At 30.4% G+C, this 16,877-nt stretch carries 14 protein-coding genes; 8 read left to right on the top strand and 6 right to left on the bottom strand.

Features of this window, described 5'->3' with window-relative positions; translation table 11 throughout:
* Window positions 1-20: 20 nt before the first annotated feature.
* The 3 genes from radC (at window position 21) to ACW9UN_RS03280 (ending at window position 2,977) form a co-directional block, all read left to right on the top strand.
* Window positions 21-707, top strand: coding sequence for a RadC family protein (radC, locus tag ACW9UN_RS03290; protein ID WP_459483831.1), 687 nt, complete (start codon window positions 21-23; stop codon window positions 705-707).
* Window positions 708-801: 94 nt separating this feature from the next.
* Window positions 802-2,106, top strand: coding sequence for a polysaccharide deacetylase family protein (locus ACW9UN_RS03285; protein WP_459483829.1), 1,305 nt, complete (start codon window positions 802-804; stop codon window positions 2,104-2,106).
* Between the two features lies 1 nt (window position 2,107).
* Entirely contained in the window at window positions 2,108-2,977 is an 870-nt protein-coding gene (locus ACW9UN_RS03280) for a GNAT family N-acetyltransferase (protein WP_459483827.1), read from the top strand.
* Window positions 2,978-2,997: 20 nt separating this feature from the next.
* On the opposite strand, the gene ACW9UN_RS03275 is transcribed toward ACW9UN_RS03280, so the two are convergent.
* On the bottom strand, window positions 2,998-4,260 hold the full coding sequence (locus tag ACW9UN_RS03275; protein WP_459483825.1) for an MATE family efflux transporter: 1,263 nt from the start codon (window positions 4,258-4,260) through the stop codon (window positions 2,998-3,000).
* A gap of 6 nt (window positions 4,261-4,266) precedes the next feature.
* Window positions 4,267-5,394, bottom strand: a complete 1,128-nt coding sequence (locus tag ACW9UN_RS03270; RefSeq protein WP_459483823.1) for a glycosyltransferase family 4 protein — start codon at window positions 5,392-5,394, stop codon at window positions 4,267-4,269.
* Window positions 5,395-5,471: 77 nt separating this feature from the next.
* Here ACW9UN_RS03270 and ACW9UN_RS03265 point away from each other — a divergent pair, with 77 nt between their 5' ends.
* From ACW9UN_RS03265 to ACW9UN_RS03250, 4 genes are read left to right on the top strand one after another with little or no spacing between them, the layout of a single operon-like run.
* Window positions 5,472-6,155: a YjjG family noncanonical pyrimidine nucleotidase gene (locus tag ACW9UN_RS03265; protein ID WP_459483821.1), complete on the top strand. Its 684-nt coding sequence runs from the start codon at window positions 5,472-5,474 to the stop codon at window positions 6,153-6,155.
* Window positions 6,156-6,193: 38 nt separating this feature from the next.
* Window positions 6,194-6,742 (top strand): hypothetical protein, encoded by a 549-nt coding sequence (locus ACW9UN_RS03260; RefSeq protein ID WP_459483819.1) that lies wholly within the window; start codon window positions 6,194-6,196, stop codon window positions 6,740-6,742.
* Between the two features lies 1 nt (window position 6,743).
* On the top strand, window positions 6,744-8,117 hold the full coding sequence (locus tag ACW9UN_RS03255; RefSeq protein ID WP_459483818.1) for a DUF5723 family protein: 1,374 nt from the start codon (window positions 6,744-6,746) through the stop codon (window positions 8,115-8,117).
* A gap of 2 nt (window positions 8,118-8,119) precedes the next feature.
* Entirely contained in the window at window positions 8,120-8,878 is a 759-nt protein-coding gene (locus ACW9UN_RS03250) for a hypothetical protein (protein WP_459483816.1), read from the top strand.
* On the opposite strand, the gene ACW9UN_RS03245 is transcribed toward ACW9UN_RS03250, so the two are convergent.
* Window positions 8,875-10,146, bottom strand: a complete 1,272-nt coding sequence (locus ACW9UN_RS03245; RefSeq protein ID WP_459483815.1) for a replication-associated recombination protein A — start codon at window positions 10,144-10,146, stop codon at window positions 8,875-8,877. The genes ACW9UN_RS03250 and ACW9UN_RS03245 overlap by 4 nt on opposite strands.
* A 75-nt stretch (window positions 10,147-10,221) precedes the next feature.
* On the opposite strand from ACW9UN_RS03245, the gene ACW9UN_RS03240 reads away from it, so the two are divergent.
* Window positions 10,222-10,908 (top strand): rhomboid family intramembrane serine protease, encoded by a 687-nt coding sequence (locus tag ACW9UN_RS03240; RefSeq protein WP_459483813.1) that lies wholly within the window; start codon window positions 10,222-10,224, stop codon window positions 10,906-10,908.
* A 10-nt stretch (window positions 10,909-10,918) separates the two neighbouring features.
* Here the strand turns inward: ACW9UN_RS03240 and rlmB are convergent, their stop codons facing one another.
* The 3 genes from rlmB to ACW9UN_RS03225 form a co-directional block, all read right to left on the bottom strand.
* Window positions 10,919-11,680 (bottom strand): 23S rRNA (guanosine(2251)-2'-O)-methyltransferase RlmB, encoded by a 762-nt coding sequence (gene rlmB, locus ACW9UN_RS03235; protein WP_459483811.1) that lies wholly within the window; start codon window positions 11,678-11,680, stop codon window positions 10,919-10,921.
* Window positions 11,681-11,756: 76 nt separating this feature from the next.
* Complete coding sequence (locus ACW9UN_RS03230) at window positions 11,757-13,280, bottom strand: RagB/SusD family nutrient uptake outer membrane protein (protein WP_459483810.1); 1,524 nt, start codon at window positions 13,278-13,280, stop codon at window positions 11,757-11,759.
* A 4-nt stretch (window positions 13,281-13,284) separates the two neighbouring features.
* Window positions 13,285-16,554: a SusC/RagA family TonB-linked outer membrane protein gene (locus tag ACW9UN_RS03225; protein ID WP_459483808.1), complete on the bottom strand. Its 3,270-nt coding sequence runs from the start codon at window positions 16,552-16,554 to the stop codon at window positions 13,285-13,287.
* Between the last annotated feature and the right edge of the window lie 323 nt (window positions 16,555-16,877).

The raw sequence follows: 16,877 nt of genomic DNA, 5'->3' as shown, positions 1-16,877 counted from the left end.
TTTTTATACAAATTGTTGCTATGGAAAAAATGACTATTAAATCTTGGGCTTTAGATGATAGACCACGCGAAAAACTTTTAGCCAAAGGAAAAACAGCCTTATCAGACGCTGAGTTGATTGCTATTTTAATTGGTTCTGGTAATAGAACAGAAAGTGCAGTTGCACTAAGCAAACGAATTCTGCTGTCTGTAGGTGGTAATATTAATGAATTAGCCAAACTATCAGTTGAAAAATTGATGGAGTTTAAAGGGATTGGAGAAGCCAAAGCTATTTCAATTATTACAGCATTAGAATTAGGAAAAAGAAGACAATTAGAAACGGCTTTAGAAAAACCAAAAATAACCTCGAGTAAAGCCGTTTTTAATGTAATGCAACCAGTAATTGGCGATTTAGAGCACGAAGAGTTTTGGGTGCTTTTTTTAAATAACTCTAATAAAGTTATTGTAAAGTCTCAAGTAAGTAAAGGCGGTTTAACTGCCACAATTGTAGATGTACGTTTGTTATTTAAAAGAGCTTTAGAGTTGGCCTGTGTGGGTTTAATTGTGTGTCATAATCATCCTTCAGGAAAATTAGAACCTAGCAATGCAGACCAACAAATAACGCAAAAAATAAAACAAGCAGGCCAAACTCTAGATATTAAATTACTAGATCATTTAATAATTACACAAAAAGCGTATTTTAGCTTTGCAGATGAAGGGTTACTTTAGGAAGCAGTCACCAACAAATCAGTATTCAGTTTAAATTAGAATTGGAAAGTAACTATTAGTCAAATACTGCCAACTAAAAACTGCCAAACGAATTATGATTATAGTTTACACTCATAAAATTACGCCAAGAATTCGCTATATTTTTAAACATATTTTAGCGAGAACTTTGCTAATACCTGTTTCTTTTACCACCAAAGTAGAAGAATTTGTGGCACACAATGGCCCAAAATTATCGTACACAAAAACTCCATTAGGTACAGAGTTTTTTATAAAAAGTAATGATTTATTGTTTGAGCAAGGAGTAAATGATTTAGATATTAATGTAAATAATTGGGGCAATGTACCTTGTTTTTTTGCTACCAATAAAAAATCTGCCATTCCGTTTGATATTTTTGCGGCTAGTTTTTATTTAATTTCTCGTTACGAAGAGTATTTGCCTCATGTAAAAGATGCTCATGGGCGCTATACAGCAGAACAGAGTTTAGCCTTTAAAAAAGGCTTTTTAGAAAAACCTGTGGTAGATATTTGGGCATACAAATTTTTAGAAATATTAAAAGACAAATTTCCAGATTACGCTTATAAAATGCGAGAGTATGAATTTATTTCTACGATTGATGTTGATAATGCTTACGCATACAAAAACAAAAGTTTGGTAAGAAGTGTTGGAGGTTTTATTAATGATGTAGTGCGTTTTAAAATCTTTAATGTTTGGAATCGTTTTGCTGTTACCTTTAAAATTAAAAACGATCCTTTTGATACTTTTAAAGAATTACTAAAGTTTAAAGAGTCGTATAACGTAAAAACAATTTTTTTCTTTTTAATTGGCGATTATACCACCTTTGATACCAATATTTCAGCATCAAAAGAACAATATAAATTGTTGATTAAAGAAATGGTAGATTATGCAGATGTTGGCTTGCATCCGTCTTATTTTTCTATGCAAAAAGCAGCGCTATTAAAAAAAGAAAAAGAACGATTAGAGAATATTACCAATACACCCGTAAAAAGTTCTAGACAGCATTATTTGCGCTTTAGCTTACCAGAAACCTATCAACATTTAATAGATTTAGAAATAGAAGAAGACCACTCTATGGGCTATGCTAGCACCATTGGGTTTAGAGCAGGTACGTGTACACCTTTTTATTTTTATGATTTAGATTTTGAAATTCAAACACCTTTAAAAATATATCCTTTTGCTATTATGGATACAACTCTAAATGATTATATGAAGTTAACACCAAAGCAATCTTTAGGCAGAATTAGAGATTTAAAAAACGAAGTAAAATCGGTAAACGGAACATTTATTACGTTGTTTCATAACGAAACTTTGAGCGATTATTTACGTTGGAAAGGTTGGAAACGCTTGTACGAAGCTACATTAAAAATTGCCACTGCTTAGCATGATTGCATACGTTAAAAGAAAAAATCTTAATGTTACCAAATACAATGCTTGTATCGAAAACGCTTTTCAATCTAGAATTTATGCTTTTTCTTGGTATTTAGATATTGTTGCCGACAATTGGGATGTTTTAGTTTTAGATGATTATAAGGCTGTAATGCCTCTACCTTGGAAAAAAAAATACGGCATAAAGTATATCATTCAACCTTATTTTTGTCAGCAATTGGGGGTATTTTCTATTGATGAGGTTTCGTTAGCTGTAGAGCATAAATTTATCAACAGCATCCCTAAATATTTTGTTAAAATCGATTTGAATTTTAACGCAGACAACTTATATCAAAATAATAAGGAGCGTAAAAAATTAAATTATCTGCTTAATTTAGACCAAAGTTATGATGAATTGTTTAAAAATTTCTCTAAAGGCAGAAAGCATGCTGTAAAGTCTGCCTATAAAAATAACTTAACTACTAAAGCTATTACAATTGCAGAGTTAATTGAAATTACAGATGAGTTTTATCCAGATTTAAACTACTCAAAAGATACTTTAAAAACATTAACCCAATACGTTTTAAAAAATAAGAAGGGCTTTATTCATGGTGTTTTTAAAGATGAAAATTTATTAGGTGGCTCGCTATTTTTACTATCAAATCAACGAATTGTTTATCTATTTTCTGCGTACAAAAAAGAAGCAAGAAAACTACAAGCTTCGAGTTTTTCTATAATAAGTGTTGTAAAAAAACATCAAAATACTAAAATGGTTTTCGATTTTGAAGGAGGCAATATACCAAGTATTGGTTCTTTTTTTAAGAGTTTTGGTGCAACACCAGAATATTTCTCTTCTCTTTCTAAAAAGTTGTTTTTTAAACCTTAGTAGTTGACATCAAAAGAAATTTATTTTAATTTGAGAGCTAACTGTTTTTTATATAAGTACCAAAACCAAATCATAGAAATTATTCCTGTAAGCCACATTAAAGTAGATGTTGTAATAGCAGCACCTTTTATGCCGTATTTTGGAATCAAAAAATAATTACTAATTAAATTTAAAATTAGTGCACTACTTGCTATGTAGTAATTTATATGTGCTTTTCCTATTGATGATAACAAGTTTCCATACAACCCTCTAAAAATGTAAATACCCACTATGCCTAACATCAATATAAAAAAAGTATCTACAAATTGAATGAAACTATCATCTAAAAGAGTTAAGATAGATTCACCAAAAAAATAACTTACCAAAACCATAAGAATACTTATCAAAAAAAAGAAAATCATATAACTTTTTACATAATTATAAATGTAAACTTTGTCGAAAATATTTTCGGTAAAGGCTACAAAATCGGTAGCTATAAAAACCCTAGGTAAAAACAGTAGGCTAAAAGGAATTATAGAGATGTATCTGTAATTGGTAATCATTTCAGCATCTTCTTGTAAATAACCAATAAGTAAAATGTCAACTACAAAAAGTAGTTGAGTAACTACATTAGATAAACTTGTAAAAAAGCCATATTTCCAAAATGAGTTGGTTTTAAAAGGGATTTTAAATTGTATAGAAAAGTCTATATTCAGTTTTTTTATAAATAAAAATGATGTGATTAATGGTGTAATTAAAAGTGCTATAGTATAGCCAATTTCTTTAAAAAAATAGCTTAATATACAAACACTTAAAAGAAGAATTGTGCTATTAGAAAACTCGGTATACGCAAAAAATTTATTGTTGTGTTGTAGCCTAAATTGGGCTCTAATCACTTCAAAAATAAAAGAAGGTAAAATTATAAAAGACAATACAATTACATAAAATTGGGTGTTTTTAAATTTAAATTCAATAAAAAAACTACAGCATATTATTAACGTAATAAGAGCCAATGAAGCAAAAATCCCTTTTTTTAAAACATAAATAAATAATGCATTTTTTTCTTTGTTATTTTTTAGTAAAGCCCCATATCTTAGTAAACTTTGGTGTAGACCAAAACCGCCAATTGGTATTAAAAAAACAATAATATTATATGCAAAAAGCACAACCCCTAGTTCAGTATTATCAATAAGTTTTAGTGCTGCCAAAGATGCTACAAAAGAGAAAAGACGTGCAAAGATAGTTGCACCAAAAACGTAACTTCCAGATCTACTTAAAAAATTAAGAATATATTTTTTGATCAATTGCATTTATCTTTCTAGAGATTTATAGTAGAGTTCAGAAAAGTTTTTGGCTATTGTTTTTTTACCGCATACAGACACCACGTAATTATGCATTTTTTCTTTGCTAGCTATAGTGTATACTTTATTGTAAAAATTTAGAATCTCTTCTTTTAATTTAGCTTGATTTCCAACCTCAATGAGTTTGCCAAAATCATTGGGAAAATATTCACTAATTCCACCAACATTTGTAGAAATTACGGGAACTCCGCAAGAAAAAGCTTCTAAAATTACACAAGGCAAGTTTTCGTAATTACTAAACATTACAAACAAATCGCTATTTTTTAATTTTTCTGCAACATCTTGATGAGGTACTTGCTCCAAAAAGTTAATTTTATTGGTATCTATACCAAGTTGGTTTGCATAATCTTTATAATTTGTAGCGTTTTCTCCAATAAGTTGAAACTTAAAATTTTGAATGTTTTCTTGTATTTTGGCAATTACCAGAAGTAAACCTTTAATATTTTTATGGTCGTTGTTCATATTAGAAATATGCGTAATCGTAAAAATAGCTCGATCAACTTTACGAGGTGTAAATACCTCTGTATGCACTACGTTTGGAACTTTTTTATAGTTTCCTTGTAAGCCTATAGCTTGCATAGCATCACCTAAATTATCTGAAACAGGGCACACAAAAGAAGCATTTTTAGTTATTATTCTAGATAATGTTTTTTCTAAATACGAAATAGATTTAGGACGATGATACACGGTCCAGTGTTCAGAAATGATATACGGTTTTCGTAAAAACCATTTTAAATAAAGCGAAAATATTCCGAAAGGAAACACTTCATTTAAATGAACAACATCAAAATCACCTACTTTAGCCATCAGATTTGTAAACGTTTTAAAGAATAAAAGTGATTTTTGTAGTTTTTTTTGAGGCTTTATATACGCAATATGAGTTTTTACCCCATTAATAACTTTAAAAGTATAATCAACAGTAGTTTTGTTAGTACTATCAGTAATGATATGCACAACAGAAACCATATTATTTAAAGCAACTGCCTCTGCATGTCTTTGAATAAAATCGCCATTATAAGGCGAAACTCTAGAAGGATACCATCCGCATAAAAATAAAACCGATAACTGCTTACTCAAAAAAATAAAGTTTAATTAAAACAAATATAACAACTAAAAAGCAAGTTTAATTATGAATTATCTTTACATTTAACCTTATGAAAATAGAACATGTTTTTTTTGATTTAGATCATACCCTTTGGGATTTTGAAAAAAATTCTGACTTAACCTTCCAAAAAATTTTTGCTAAACACAATTTAGCAATAGATATACATACTTTTTTAAAAGTTTATAAGCCATTAAATAGAGAGTTTTGGCGATTGTATAGAGAAGAGAAAATCACCAAAACAGCTTTGCGTTACCAGCGATTAAAAGCGGCTTTTGATGCTGTAAATTTTTCAATTTCTGATGATTTAATTCATCAAATTGCAGACGAATACATACAGTTTTTGCCAGATTTTAATCATTTATTTCATGGCACTTTTGAAGTTTTAAATTATTTAAAAGATAAATACGAACTGCATATTATTACCAATGGATTTGAAGAAATTCAGAGTAAAAAAATGAACAGTTCACATATTTCCGACTATTTTAAGGTTATCATTACTTCAGAATCTGTAGGTGTAAAAAAACCAAATCCTAAAGTTTTTTACCATGCACTAAGACTGGCAAATGCAAGAGCAGACAACTCAATTATGATTGGCGATAGTGTTGAAGCAGACATACTTGGAGCACTTAATGTTGGTATGAAAGCCATTCATTGCAATTTTGAAAATGAAATATTAGACAATTCAAAATTTACAAGTGTATCATCTTTATTAGAAATTAAGCAATATCTTTAATTTTTTTTCGTTAATTCGTAGAATAAATTCAAGATATTATGAATCCCTCAAAAAAAGTAAGTATTATACTTGCGTTTTTACTTGTTACGTCTTGTGCCGAAAACTTAGATTTTAGTCAAATAGAAGATTACCTTGTACAACCCGTTTTAACATCTTCATTAACATTTTTTAGCGTACAACCTTTTCAGTTTTTTGATACCAATGGTGTGCAACAAAATAGTAGGCAAGACATTACAGAATTCGATTTATTTCAAGATAGTACTATTGCCGAAAATGTAGTTAAAATGGTTTTCAATGCATCTTTTAAAAATGAATTTGATAGAGGTGCCCATATTACAATTGATTTATTGAATGAAAGTAATACAATTGCGTATGCTTTTAAACCGATTTTTGTAGAGAGTAAAGATTTAAATCCACCTGCTTACAAAGAAGAGATTGTTTTAGCTTCAAATCCAGATATTTTTACAGCCACAAAAGTAAGAATTATAGCCTCTTTAGAAAATACAGGTTCTCCAATGAACCCCTTAGATACTAGTGAGTTTGAGTTTAAATCTTCAGTAACTTTATTCTTAAAGGTAGAACTTTAACATGAAAAAGTTTCTAATCGTTTTGTTCATTTTATGTGCGCATAAAATGGTAACTCAAAATAAGCAAGTATTGTATGGTTTTGCAGAATTACCCCAAACATTACTACTAAATCCTGCAAGTGAAACAAATTACAAATTTCATGTGGGAGTTCCATTGTTATCTGGTATTTCATCAAGAATCAGTACCACAGGGTTTGTTTTAACCGATGTTTTTACAGAAGATGGTTTACCAATAAATGACAAAATAGCTGTAGCATTGAAAAATTTAACTCCTAAAGATTTTGTAACTTCAAATACTCAAATAGAAGTTGTGAATATAGGTTTTCGAGCAACAGATCGCTTGTATTTTAGTTTTGGTTTTTATGAAGAGTTAGACTTAATAGGTTATTACCCCAAAGACCTGGTTACCTTAATAACAGAAGGGAATAACGCATATTTGCATAAAAATTTTATGATATCACAAATAAAATTTTATGCAGATTTTTCTGGAGTTTTACATGCGGGTGTATCAAAAAAAGTCAACGAAAATTTAAGATTAGGGGCACGTTTTAAACTATATTCATCAGCATTAAACATCAAAACAAATAATAATACAGGCACATTTACTACAGCAGAAGGTACTAATAATTTATATACACATTACTTTAATAATGTGAATCTGCTTTCGAGAACTGCAGGCCTTGTAGATGCAGAAACTGATGAATATATAGAAAATTTTGGAGATTATTTAGGAAATACTCTTTTTGGATCTAACTTGGGGGTTGGCTTAGATTTTGGTATTTTTAGTAAGATATCACCTCAATTAGAGTTTTCTGCTAGTATTCTAGATTTTGGTTTTGTACGATATAAAAGTAATGTAAAAAACACCAAAGTAACAGGTGATTTTAGTTTTGAAGGAGTTGATTTGTTGTTTAATAATGATAATACTAATTATTGGGATGAGTTGAATAGACGTTTTAGAAGAGACTTGCCATCAACTGAAAATCAAGATTCTTATATTTCTTGGAGATCCACAAAAATTAATGCAGCATTAAAATATAGTTTTGGAGAGACCAGAAGTAAGCATTGTTATGACAATAGATATCAAGATTTTTATACAAATGCCTTAGGTGTACAATTGTATAGTGTTTTTAGACCTTTAGGATTACAATTTGCACTTACAGGTTTTTATGAGAAATCCATAACTTCTAAAATACACACCAAGCTTACCTATACTGTAGATGATTTTTCTTATGCAAATATAGGAGCTGGCTTGTCGTTAAACCTTGGTAAATTCAACATGTATACTACAATAGATAATATTTTGTCTTATGATAATATATCTTCATCAAATCATTTATCTTTACAACTAGGGTTTAATTTAATATTCAATTAAAAATGGTTAAAAAAATAAGTCTTTTTCTATTTGTTGTTGTAAGCTTATCTGTATATAGTCAAAAAAACACTTTAGATACCTATGGATATATTGTGGTTGCAAATAAGTTTGATTTTTTAAAAAAAGCAGATCAATATCAAACCAGTTCATTAACCAAGTTTTTATTAAAGAAAAAAGGTTTTAAAGTGTATTTAGAGAGCGAAATCTTACCCAAAGAAATTGCAAATAAAAAATGCTCAGTTTTAATGGCTAGGGTTACTGATGAATCTAGCATGTTTACCACCAAAAACAGGATTGCACTTTTTGACTGTTATGGAAAATTAGTATACAAGTCAGGAATTGGTAAAAGCAAAAATAAAGAATACAAAAAAGCTTATCAAGAAGCTATTAGAAATGCTTTTGATACTATGGAAGATTTTGAATATAGTTACAACCCTGCATCAAAAAGTATAGCTACAAAAGAAGAAATTGTTACTGCTAGGGCTGCCTCAAAAACTATAGTAACTCCAGAGGAAAAAGTGAAAACGCAAGATGTTGAAGTGCCTTCTTTAAAAGTGCTTTATGCTCAAGCTATCGAAAATGGCTATCAATTTGTAAATACTAAACCAGAAGTAGTTTTTAAAGTTTTAAAAACAAATGTAAAAGAAGTTTATATTATTGATGGTAAAAACGGAATTTTTTACAAAGTAGGGGAGAAGTGGATTGCTGAATATTATGAAAACAATCAACTAAAACATGCAGAATATACTATAAAGTTCTAGTAATTGTATTTATTTTTCCACCTTTTTTGTAAAGTTTCTCTAAACTGTTTTTCTCTAGAATTTTCACCAGGTTCATAAAATTTTGTACCTGATATATTATCAGGTAAAAATTCTTGTTCTACAAAATTGTTGATATAGTCATGAGCATATTTATAGTTTTTACCATAGTCTAAATCTTTCATCAATTTAGTTGGTGCATTTCTTAAATGTAAAGGAATTGGCAAATCTCCAGTTGCTTTAACTAGCTGTTGAGCATTTTTTATGGCAAGGTAAGAAGCATTACTTTTAGGACTGTTTGCCAAATAAACTGTACATTGGCTTAGAATAATTCGAGATTCTGGATTGCCAATTACAGAAACTGCCTGAAAAGTAGAAGTAGCTAAAATTAAAGCTGTTGGGTTTGCATTACCAATATCTTCAGAAGCAGCAATCAACAATCTACGTGCAATAAATTTTACATCCTCACCACCTTCAATCATTCTGGCCAACCAATACAGGGCTCCATTTGGGTCACTACCTCTAATCGATTTTATAAAAGCAGAAATAATGTCATAATGTTGCTCACCAGTTTTGTCGTATCTAACTGTATTTTTTTGAATCTTATCTAAAACTAATTTATTGGTGATTTCAATTTCATCTTCTGTAGCAACAATCAAATCAAAAATATTTAAGAGTTTTCTGGCATCACCACTAGAAACTTGTAATAAGGCATCAGTTTCTTTTAAGGTAATTTTTTTTGAAGCTAAAAAAGTATCTTTTTTTATGGCCCTTTTTAATAAGGCTATCAAATCATTTTTATCAAAAGAATTTAAAATATATACCTGACATCTAGAAAGTAGGGCAGGGATCACTTCAAAACTTGGGTTTTCTGTAGTAGCACCAATTAATGTTACCCAGCCTTTTTCTACAGCTCCTAACAAAGAATCTTGTTGCGATTTACTAAACCTGTGAATTTCATCAATAAACAAAATTGGGTTTTTGGCAGTAAATAAACCGCCACTTTTTTTAGCTTTATCTATAACCTCTCTTACATCTTTAACACCAGAGCTTATGGCACTAAGTGTATAAAAAGGTCTGTTAGATTCATTGGCAATTATGTTTGCTAAGGTAGTTTTACCTATACCTGGAGGTCCCCAAAGTATTAAAGAAGGTATGATGCCTTGTTTAATTAATTTGGTTAGCACACCATTTTTGCCTACTAAGTGTTGTTGACTTATATAATCTTCAAGCGTTTTAGGTCTAATTCGTTCTGCCAAAGGTTCGTTCATAGAGTAAAAATAATAAAGATTTCTGACAGAAGTCGTATAAATACAAATTGGTTAGATTTTTGTTATTTTGCTGATATGAGCGAAGAGAATCAACTTAAAATATCAAAGTCAATTTTTCTGATACCCATTTTATTTATTTTTTTAATATGGATAATTTATTGGGTAGAAATTCAATTTGGTTATAACTTTAATAAATATGGTGTATATCCAAGAACATTAAAAGGTTTTAGAGGTGTTTTTTTTACACATTTTATTCATAGTAATACACAACATCTTTTTAATAATACAATCCCTTTATTTGTACTTTTATGCAGTCTTTTTTATTTTTATAGAGATATTGCATTCCAAACATTAATTTTAGGAGGTTTTTTTACAGGTGTTTTAACTTGGTTGATTGCCAAAAACGCCTATCATATTGGTGCTAGCGGAGTTGTTTATATGCTCTTTAGTTTCATTTTTTTTAGTGGATTGATAAGAAAACATTATAGATTGGTAGCGCAGTCTTTGATCATTATTTTTCTATACGGAAGCTTGATTTGGTATGTTTTACCCATAAAAGAGGGGATGTCTTGGGAAGGGCATCTATCTGGTTTTTTGGTGGGCTTTACATTGTCTTTATTTTTTAGAAAAAAAGGTATTACCAAGCAAGAATATCAATTTAAAGAAACCGAGTTTGATTCTTTTTTTGATGAAGATGGTAATTTTTGTCCATCAAATATTGAACAAAAAAAAGAAGATGAGCAAGTAAAAGAAACCGAATAATCTATTTTTCTTACTGCTTACTGCTTACTGCTATTCTTTGTCTAACAGTTTCGTATAAAAAAGCACCACAAGCCACAGACACATTTAGCGAAGCTATTTCACCAAGTAGGGGCAATTTTGCTTTATAATTTACCATTTTTAAAACAGAAGGATTTACACCTCTATGCTCAGAACCCATTATTATAGCTACTGGTTGATTAAAATTGATATCAAAAATAGAGTTATCAGTCTTTTCTGTTGCAGCAACAGTTTTAATATCAGAAGCCTGTAATACAAACAAGGCATCTTTTATATGATCTACTTTGCAAATAGGTACTTTAAAAGCTGCGCCAGCTGATGTTTTTATCGTTTCTGCATTAACAGGAGCACTACCATTTTTTTGGATAATAATACCATTAACACCTGTACATTCTGCAGTTCTAATAATAGCACCAAAGTTTCGTACATCAGACAGTTGATCTAAGATTAAAAATAATGGGGTTTTATTTTTTTCTTTTGTTGATTCAATTAATTCTTCTAAATCATAAAATTCGACTGGAGAAATTTGGGCAACTGCACCTTGATGATTTTGGTTTTTGGATAATCTATTTAATTTTTCAACAGGAACTGTGCTTGTGCTAATTTTATTGGTTTTTATAATTTTATCTAACTCATAAAAAAGATTTCCTCTCAGTCCTTTTTGTAAGTAAACTTTATTTATAGATGAGCCACTTTCTATGGCTTCTATAATGGCTCTTATGCCGAATATTGTTGTAGTTGATGATTCTGTCATGCTACAAATGTATGCTAATTATGGTGCAAAAAAAAACCACCTCTAATGAGATGGTTTTATAAATTATAAATAATTTTTAATTTTGATCAGATACAAATGGGTTTGCAATGATTTCTTCTTGAGGAATTTCAAAAGTCAATCGCTCATCATCATGGCTAAAAGATGTTCCAGCAAAATCTAACCAATTAGATCCTCTTGTTCTTGTTTCTCTTCTTCTTTTCATAATGAAATATGATATTCCTTCACCCCAAAGCTCTAATCTAGCTTGTAGAGCAGCTTCTTCAGCTAAATCAGCGTCAGGTAACGCATCAATATAGGAACTGTCATCTAATCTAATATCTAACAAAGCTTTTAAGCTTGAACGAGCAGCAGCATAATTACCATTTTCAGCTGCAGCCTCAGCATGCAATAAATAAAATTCAGCAACTCGCATATAATGAGAATCAGAATCTATATTAGATTGAGGTCCTGAAAAAGCTCTAAATCCAGCTAAATGTGCTCCTTTGTAATAGAATTTACCTCCTGGTCTTAAATCTGAAGAATAAGGATCTTCAAATTGAAGTTTTCTAATATCATCATCTCTAAAATTAGCAAATAAATCAGCGTCCATACCTTTTGGGTTACCTACAGCAGCATAACTATAACTATATTGATCCATAAAGCCCCACCAAGAAAATAAAGAAGCTAAACCTTGACCTTCAGCAGTAATGTCTATTCCCCACATTATTCCGTTTACAGAATTGATGTCATTAAATCCTCCTATTGAACCATCTTCATCTGGTAATAAAGCAACTTCATCATTACTCATAATAGTATAACCAGCATCAACAACTTTTTTAGCGTAAATTTCAGTTTGTGTCCAATTGTTTAAGGCCCCATATGTTCTGGCAATTAAACCTCTAACAATATCTTGATTCACTTCTATTTTGTCCTCACGTACATATCCATCTAATAAAGTCTCTGCAGTTAATAAATCATTAAGTGCAAAATCAAATACTTCTTGAAGTGTACTTTTAGGTTGTTCAAGTTGTTCAGCACTTGAGTAAATTGGTAGTACGCTTTGCGATAAATTTGAAATATCGTTAACATAGGTATGTATTAGATTATAATATGCATAACCTCTAAGTGCTTTTGCTTGACCAATAGTATACTTTCCACCATCAGTTTCTGGTACTACATCATTACCACCAGCAGCGTCAATAATTAAATTAGATAAACCAATTATTCTGTATAAAAATCTCCAAGGTCTAAGATTATTATTATTATCTGGATCTAAACCTACAGTTAATTCTGAAATATCTCTTTGACGACTATAGCTTTTTCCTAAGTGAGCCATATCAGCACATAGAATATCCATATTCATAAACATTGCAGTAATACCAAAGTCTTCTTGTGCAGTAGTACCTCCACTTCCTCTACGATATAAATTTTCATAAATACCTAATAAAGTTCCTTTTGAAACGTTAGGGTTTATTTCTGCTGCTTCAGCCACTGCTTCATCAGTAATAGTAGCAGTTGGTACTGTTTCTAAAAAATCATCACTACATGAAGTAAATGCAGCAATAAGTGCAAATAATATAAGTTTTATTTTTGTTTTCATAATATTATAAATTTAAATTGATTCCCAATACAAATGTAGATAATGGGTTGTATGTATAAATATCAGAGCTTCCTGTTACTGAGGTAGATGGGTTAAAACCTTTTCTTTTTGAAGTTAACCACAAGTTATCACCTGTTGCAAATATCTCTAAATTTTTAGCTCCAATTTTTGAAGCAACTTTTGTAGGTAATTTATAACCAACACGAACGTTATTTAATGCAAGGAATGAAGCATCTGTTAAAAATCTTGTTGATGTTGCATTTTGCTGTATTTGAAATCCAGCATCTTGTCTTGGTATGTCAGTAACATCACCAGGAGCCATCCAACGATCTCTAATATCAACTGAGAAGTTGTTTGTACCTGCAAAATCATTGTCCATTAAGTTAGCATATGCAGAATCGTAAGCCCATCCACCAATTTGGTAGTTGAATAATGTACTAATAGAGAAATCTCCTATTTCAGCATTAATTCTAAAAGCACCACTTATATCTGGTATAGCTGTTTTATCGATAAATTTATCTGCTGCTTCTGCATAAACTTCCGTAACATCTTGTACTACATTAGAATTTGGATTATCATTTGTGTACTGCGTTAAGTTCGTAATAAGAACATCATCTGCAGATGCATAGGTTCCATCACCATTTACATCGTCAAAATAACGTTCCCATTGTGCTGCTCCTGTATCAGAATTAACACCTACATAAACAGGCATATATCTGTCGTATAAAGAACGCCCAACTTCATAAGCAAATCCACCATTAATCATTAATTTTCTCTCTTCTCCTGTAACTGGGTTAATTGGTAAAGCTTTAAATTCATTACTTAGCATTGCTCCATTAACACCGAAATTTAATTTGAATCGATCCTTCTGAATAAGTCTAAAATTCAAATCAAATTCTACACCCCTATTTACGATTTCTCCATCGTTTACTAGTATAGAAGCATATGTTCCTAAAGATTGTGCTACATCTCTATTAAAGAACATGTCTGTAGTATTTATACTGTAGTACTCAAGTGATCCATCTATAAAATTACCTAATTCGAATTCAACACCAATATTAAATTGGTTAGAACTTTCCCAAGTTAAATCTGGATTACCTTTATAATTAAATGCTAATGAAATATTTCCATTTAAATTGTTAATAGAATATTGGTTATAGCCTGGATAGTATCTAGCTACTGTACCATTTAAAACACCAGAATTACCAATAATACCATAACTTGCTTTTAATTTTAGAAGGTCAATAAAGTTGTAGTCACTTAAAAAATCTTCTTTAGAAAGAATCCATGCTGCACCAACCGAGTAAAAATTACCCCATTTGTTGTTTATAAATCTTGAAGTTGCATCTCTATTGAAGGTAGCATTCAAAAAGTATTTGCCTGCGTAATCTGTAGTAACATTAGCAATGTAACTTTCAGTAGCTTCTGTATCAGTGTAACCATCAACGGGTTGATTTACAACACCATTTGAGATATCAGTTCCAAAAGGAGTAACCAAGTTGGTACGCTCTGCTTCTAAATAATTGAATTCGTAACTAGTTGCTACGTGAGATACAAAAGCATTTAATTTAAAATCATTAAACGTTTTCTTGTAACGGAAACCAGTTCTTAACGTGTAGTTTTTTGTTTCTCTTCTAGTTCTGTTAATTAAACCACCATTTCCTTGCGCTGGACTATAAAAAGGCTCATTCAAGTCAATGTCATCATTCATAAAGTATTGGTACGCAAAATTGTTTTCAAATGTTAACCCTTCCGTTAAATCAATTTTAAGGTCATTATTAAAGTTTACAGAATTGTTTTTATTTCTACTAATGTTTATCTGTGAATCTGCAACACCATTTGTAGCAAAACCAAAACCACGTCCATCTTCTAAACCATAATCATATAAAAAGCCTCCATAAATAGGGTCAACTATTTTTTCACCTGCTGCATCTCTTCTGTACAATGGGTATATAGTAGGTAAGTTATCAATCCACCAAAACTGTGATGATGAAGAAGAACCTGTTCCATTATCGTTTGATTCACTCTGTGTGTAGTTTAGAGATGTATTTAATGTGATATTATCCCCAAATTTATTAACACCTGCTACACGAGCATTTAATCTTGTATAATCTGTATTAGAAGCATAACCAATATCTTCAATATACCCAAGAGATACATAAACAGATGAGTTTTCAAAAGAGTTAGACAATGAGACATTAGCCTCTAATCTATTCGATGGCTGAAAAGCAAAATCTTCCCAATCTTCTGGGGTATATCTTCTTGTTATGCCAGGTCTAACTGCACCAGTAGCAGGATCAATAAGTTCAGATACACCAGCAGCTCCTGAATCTGATGTATTCCACATATTATAAATTGGAGAAATATCTGAAACATCATCATTGTTTCCTTCAAAAAGGTTACTATTTGCATAATCAATTGCTAAAGCGTTATCTCCATTATTAGACAATAAACCTCTCTGATAAATACCTTCCCAAGCAATACCTATGTACTCCTCAGGACTTCCAATTGTTTCGTATCTTGGTACACCTTGAAAGTTTGTACCTGACTTGATAGAAACATTTAATGATGAACCACCAGAACTCTTACCTCTTTTTGTAGTAATAACGATTACACCATTTGAACCTCTTGCACCATATAACGAAGTTGCTGAAGCGTCTTTCAAAATAGTTACAGATTCGATATCATAAGGATTAATATCATTTAAACTACCTGAAAAAGGTGCATCATCAACAATATATAAAGGCGCGTTACTACCATTAACAGAGCCAAAACCTCTAATTCTAATTGTAGATACACTACCTGGCTGTCCAGATGTGTTAATAACATTTACACCTGCAGCCTCTCCTGCTAATGCTTGACTTACGTTTGTAAAAGATTTTTGAGAGATATTTTCACCTTGGACCACTTTTGCAGATCCTGCAAATGATGTCTTAGAAACACTACCAAATCCTGTTACTACAATTTCGTCTAATACATTGCTGTCTTCAATCATGGTTACATTAATAGTGGTTGACGAACCAACTTTTTTCTCTAGTACTTTGTAACCTAAGTATCTAAAAACCAAAATGTCTTTGCTACTAGCCTTAATAGAGTATTCACCATTAAAATTAGTTTGTGCCCCAGTAGTTGTACCTTTGATGTTAATACTTACCGAAGGTAAAGGACCTGATTGATCAGATACTGTACCTGAAACAGTTTTTTGTTGTGCAAAGGTTATTTGCACTACCAACGCCAAGAATAGCGTTAAAATTCCATTAAACTTTGTCTTCATTTTATAATTATTTGAATTAATTAAAGTCAAAAGTCTTAAATTAAAGTTAATTAAACAACTAATTTAACTTTTTTTTGTTTAATTATAAATAAGATAATTCAAACAATATAGATTTTATCTTTAAAGAATCCTGAATATTTATCGATGTAGGGTGGCTTTATAATGAAAAACTTGCCCATTAAGTTGTATTTTTTGTTGATTTCTAAAAATCTTAAAATAAAATATATGCTCAATAAATAAATTTGCCTTCTTTTAAATTTGCTTAATTTTATCTGAATTCAAAAAAAATGAGTACAAATAAGTATGAATAATTAATGAAATCA

The organism is Polaribacter litoreus (assembly GCF_054584775.1).
The sequence above is the reverse complement of the archived record's forward strand: the minus strand, read 5'-3'. Positions and strand labels throughout refer to the sequence as shown.

Excerpts from the sequence above, each read along its gene's own strand:
- radC (WP_459483831.1), top strand. The coding sequence starts at position 21 with ATGGAAAAAATGACTATTAAATCTTGGGCTTTAGATGATAGACCACGC.
- ACW9UN_RS03285 (WP_459483829.1), top strand. The coding sequence starts at position 802 with ATGATTATAGTTTACACTCATAAAATTACGCCAAGAATTCGCTATATT.
- ACW9UN_RS03280 (WP_459483827.1), top strand. The coding sequence starts at position 2,108 with ATGATTGCATACGTTAAAAGAAAAAATCTTAATGTTACCAAATACAAT.
- ACW9UN_RS03265 (WP_459483821.1), top strand. The coding sequence starts at position 5,472 with ATGAAAATAGAACATGTTTTTTTTGATTTAGATCATACCCTTTGGGAT.
- ACW9UN_RS03260 (WP_459483819.1), top strand. The coding sequence starts at position 6,194 with ATGAATCCCTCAAAAAAAGTAAGTATTATACTTGCGTTTTTACTTGTT.
- ACW9UN_RS03255 (WP_459483818.1), top strand. The coding sequence starts at position 6,744 with ATGAAAAAGTTTCTAATCGTTTTGTTCATTTTATGTGCGCATAAAATG.
- ACW9UN_RS03250 (WP_459483816.1), top strand. The coding sequence starts at position 8,120 with ATGGTTAAAAAAATAAGTCTTTTTCTATTTGTTGTTGTAAGCTTATCT.
- ACW9UN_RS03245 (WP_459483815.1), bottom strand. The coding sequence starts at position 10,146 with ATGAACGAACCTTTGGCAGAACGAATTAGACCTAAAACGCTTGAAGAT.
- ACW9UN_RS03240 (WP_459483813.1), top strand. The coding sequence starts at position 10,222 with ATGAGCGAAGAGAATCAACTTAAAATATCAAAGTCAATTTTTCTGATA.
- rlmB (WP_459483811.1), bottom strand. The coding sequence starts at position 11,680 with ATGACAGAATCATCAACTACAACAATATTCGGCATAAGAGCCATTATA.
- ACW9UN_RS03230 (WP_459483810.1), bottom strand. The coding sequence starts at position 13,280 with ATGAAAACAAAAATAAAACTTATATTATTTGCACTTATTGCTGCATTT.
- ACW9UN_RS03225 (WP_459483808.1), bottom strand. The coding sequence starts at position 16,554 with ATGAAGACAAAGTTTAATGGAATTTTAACGCTATTCTTGGCGTTGGTA.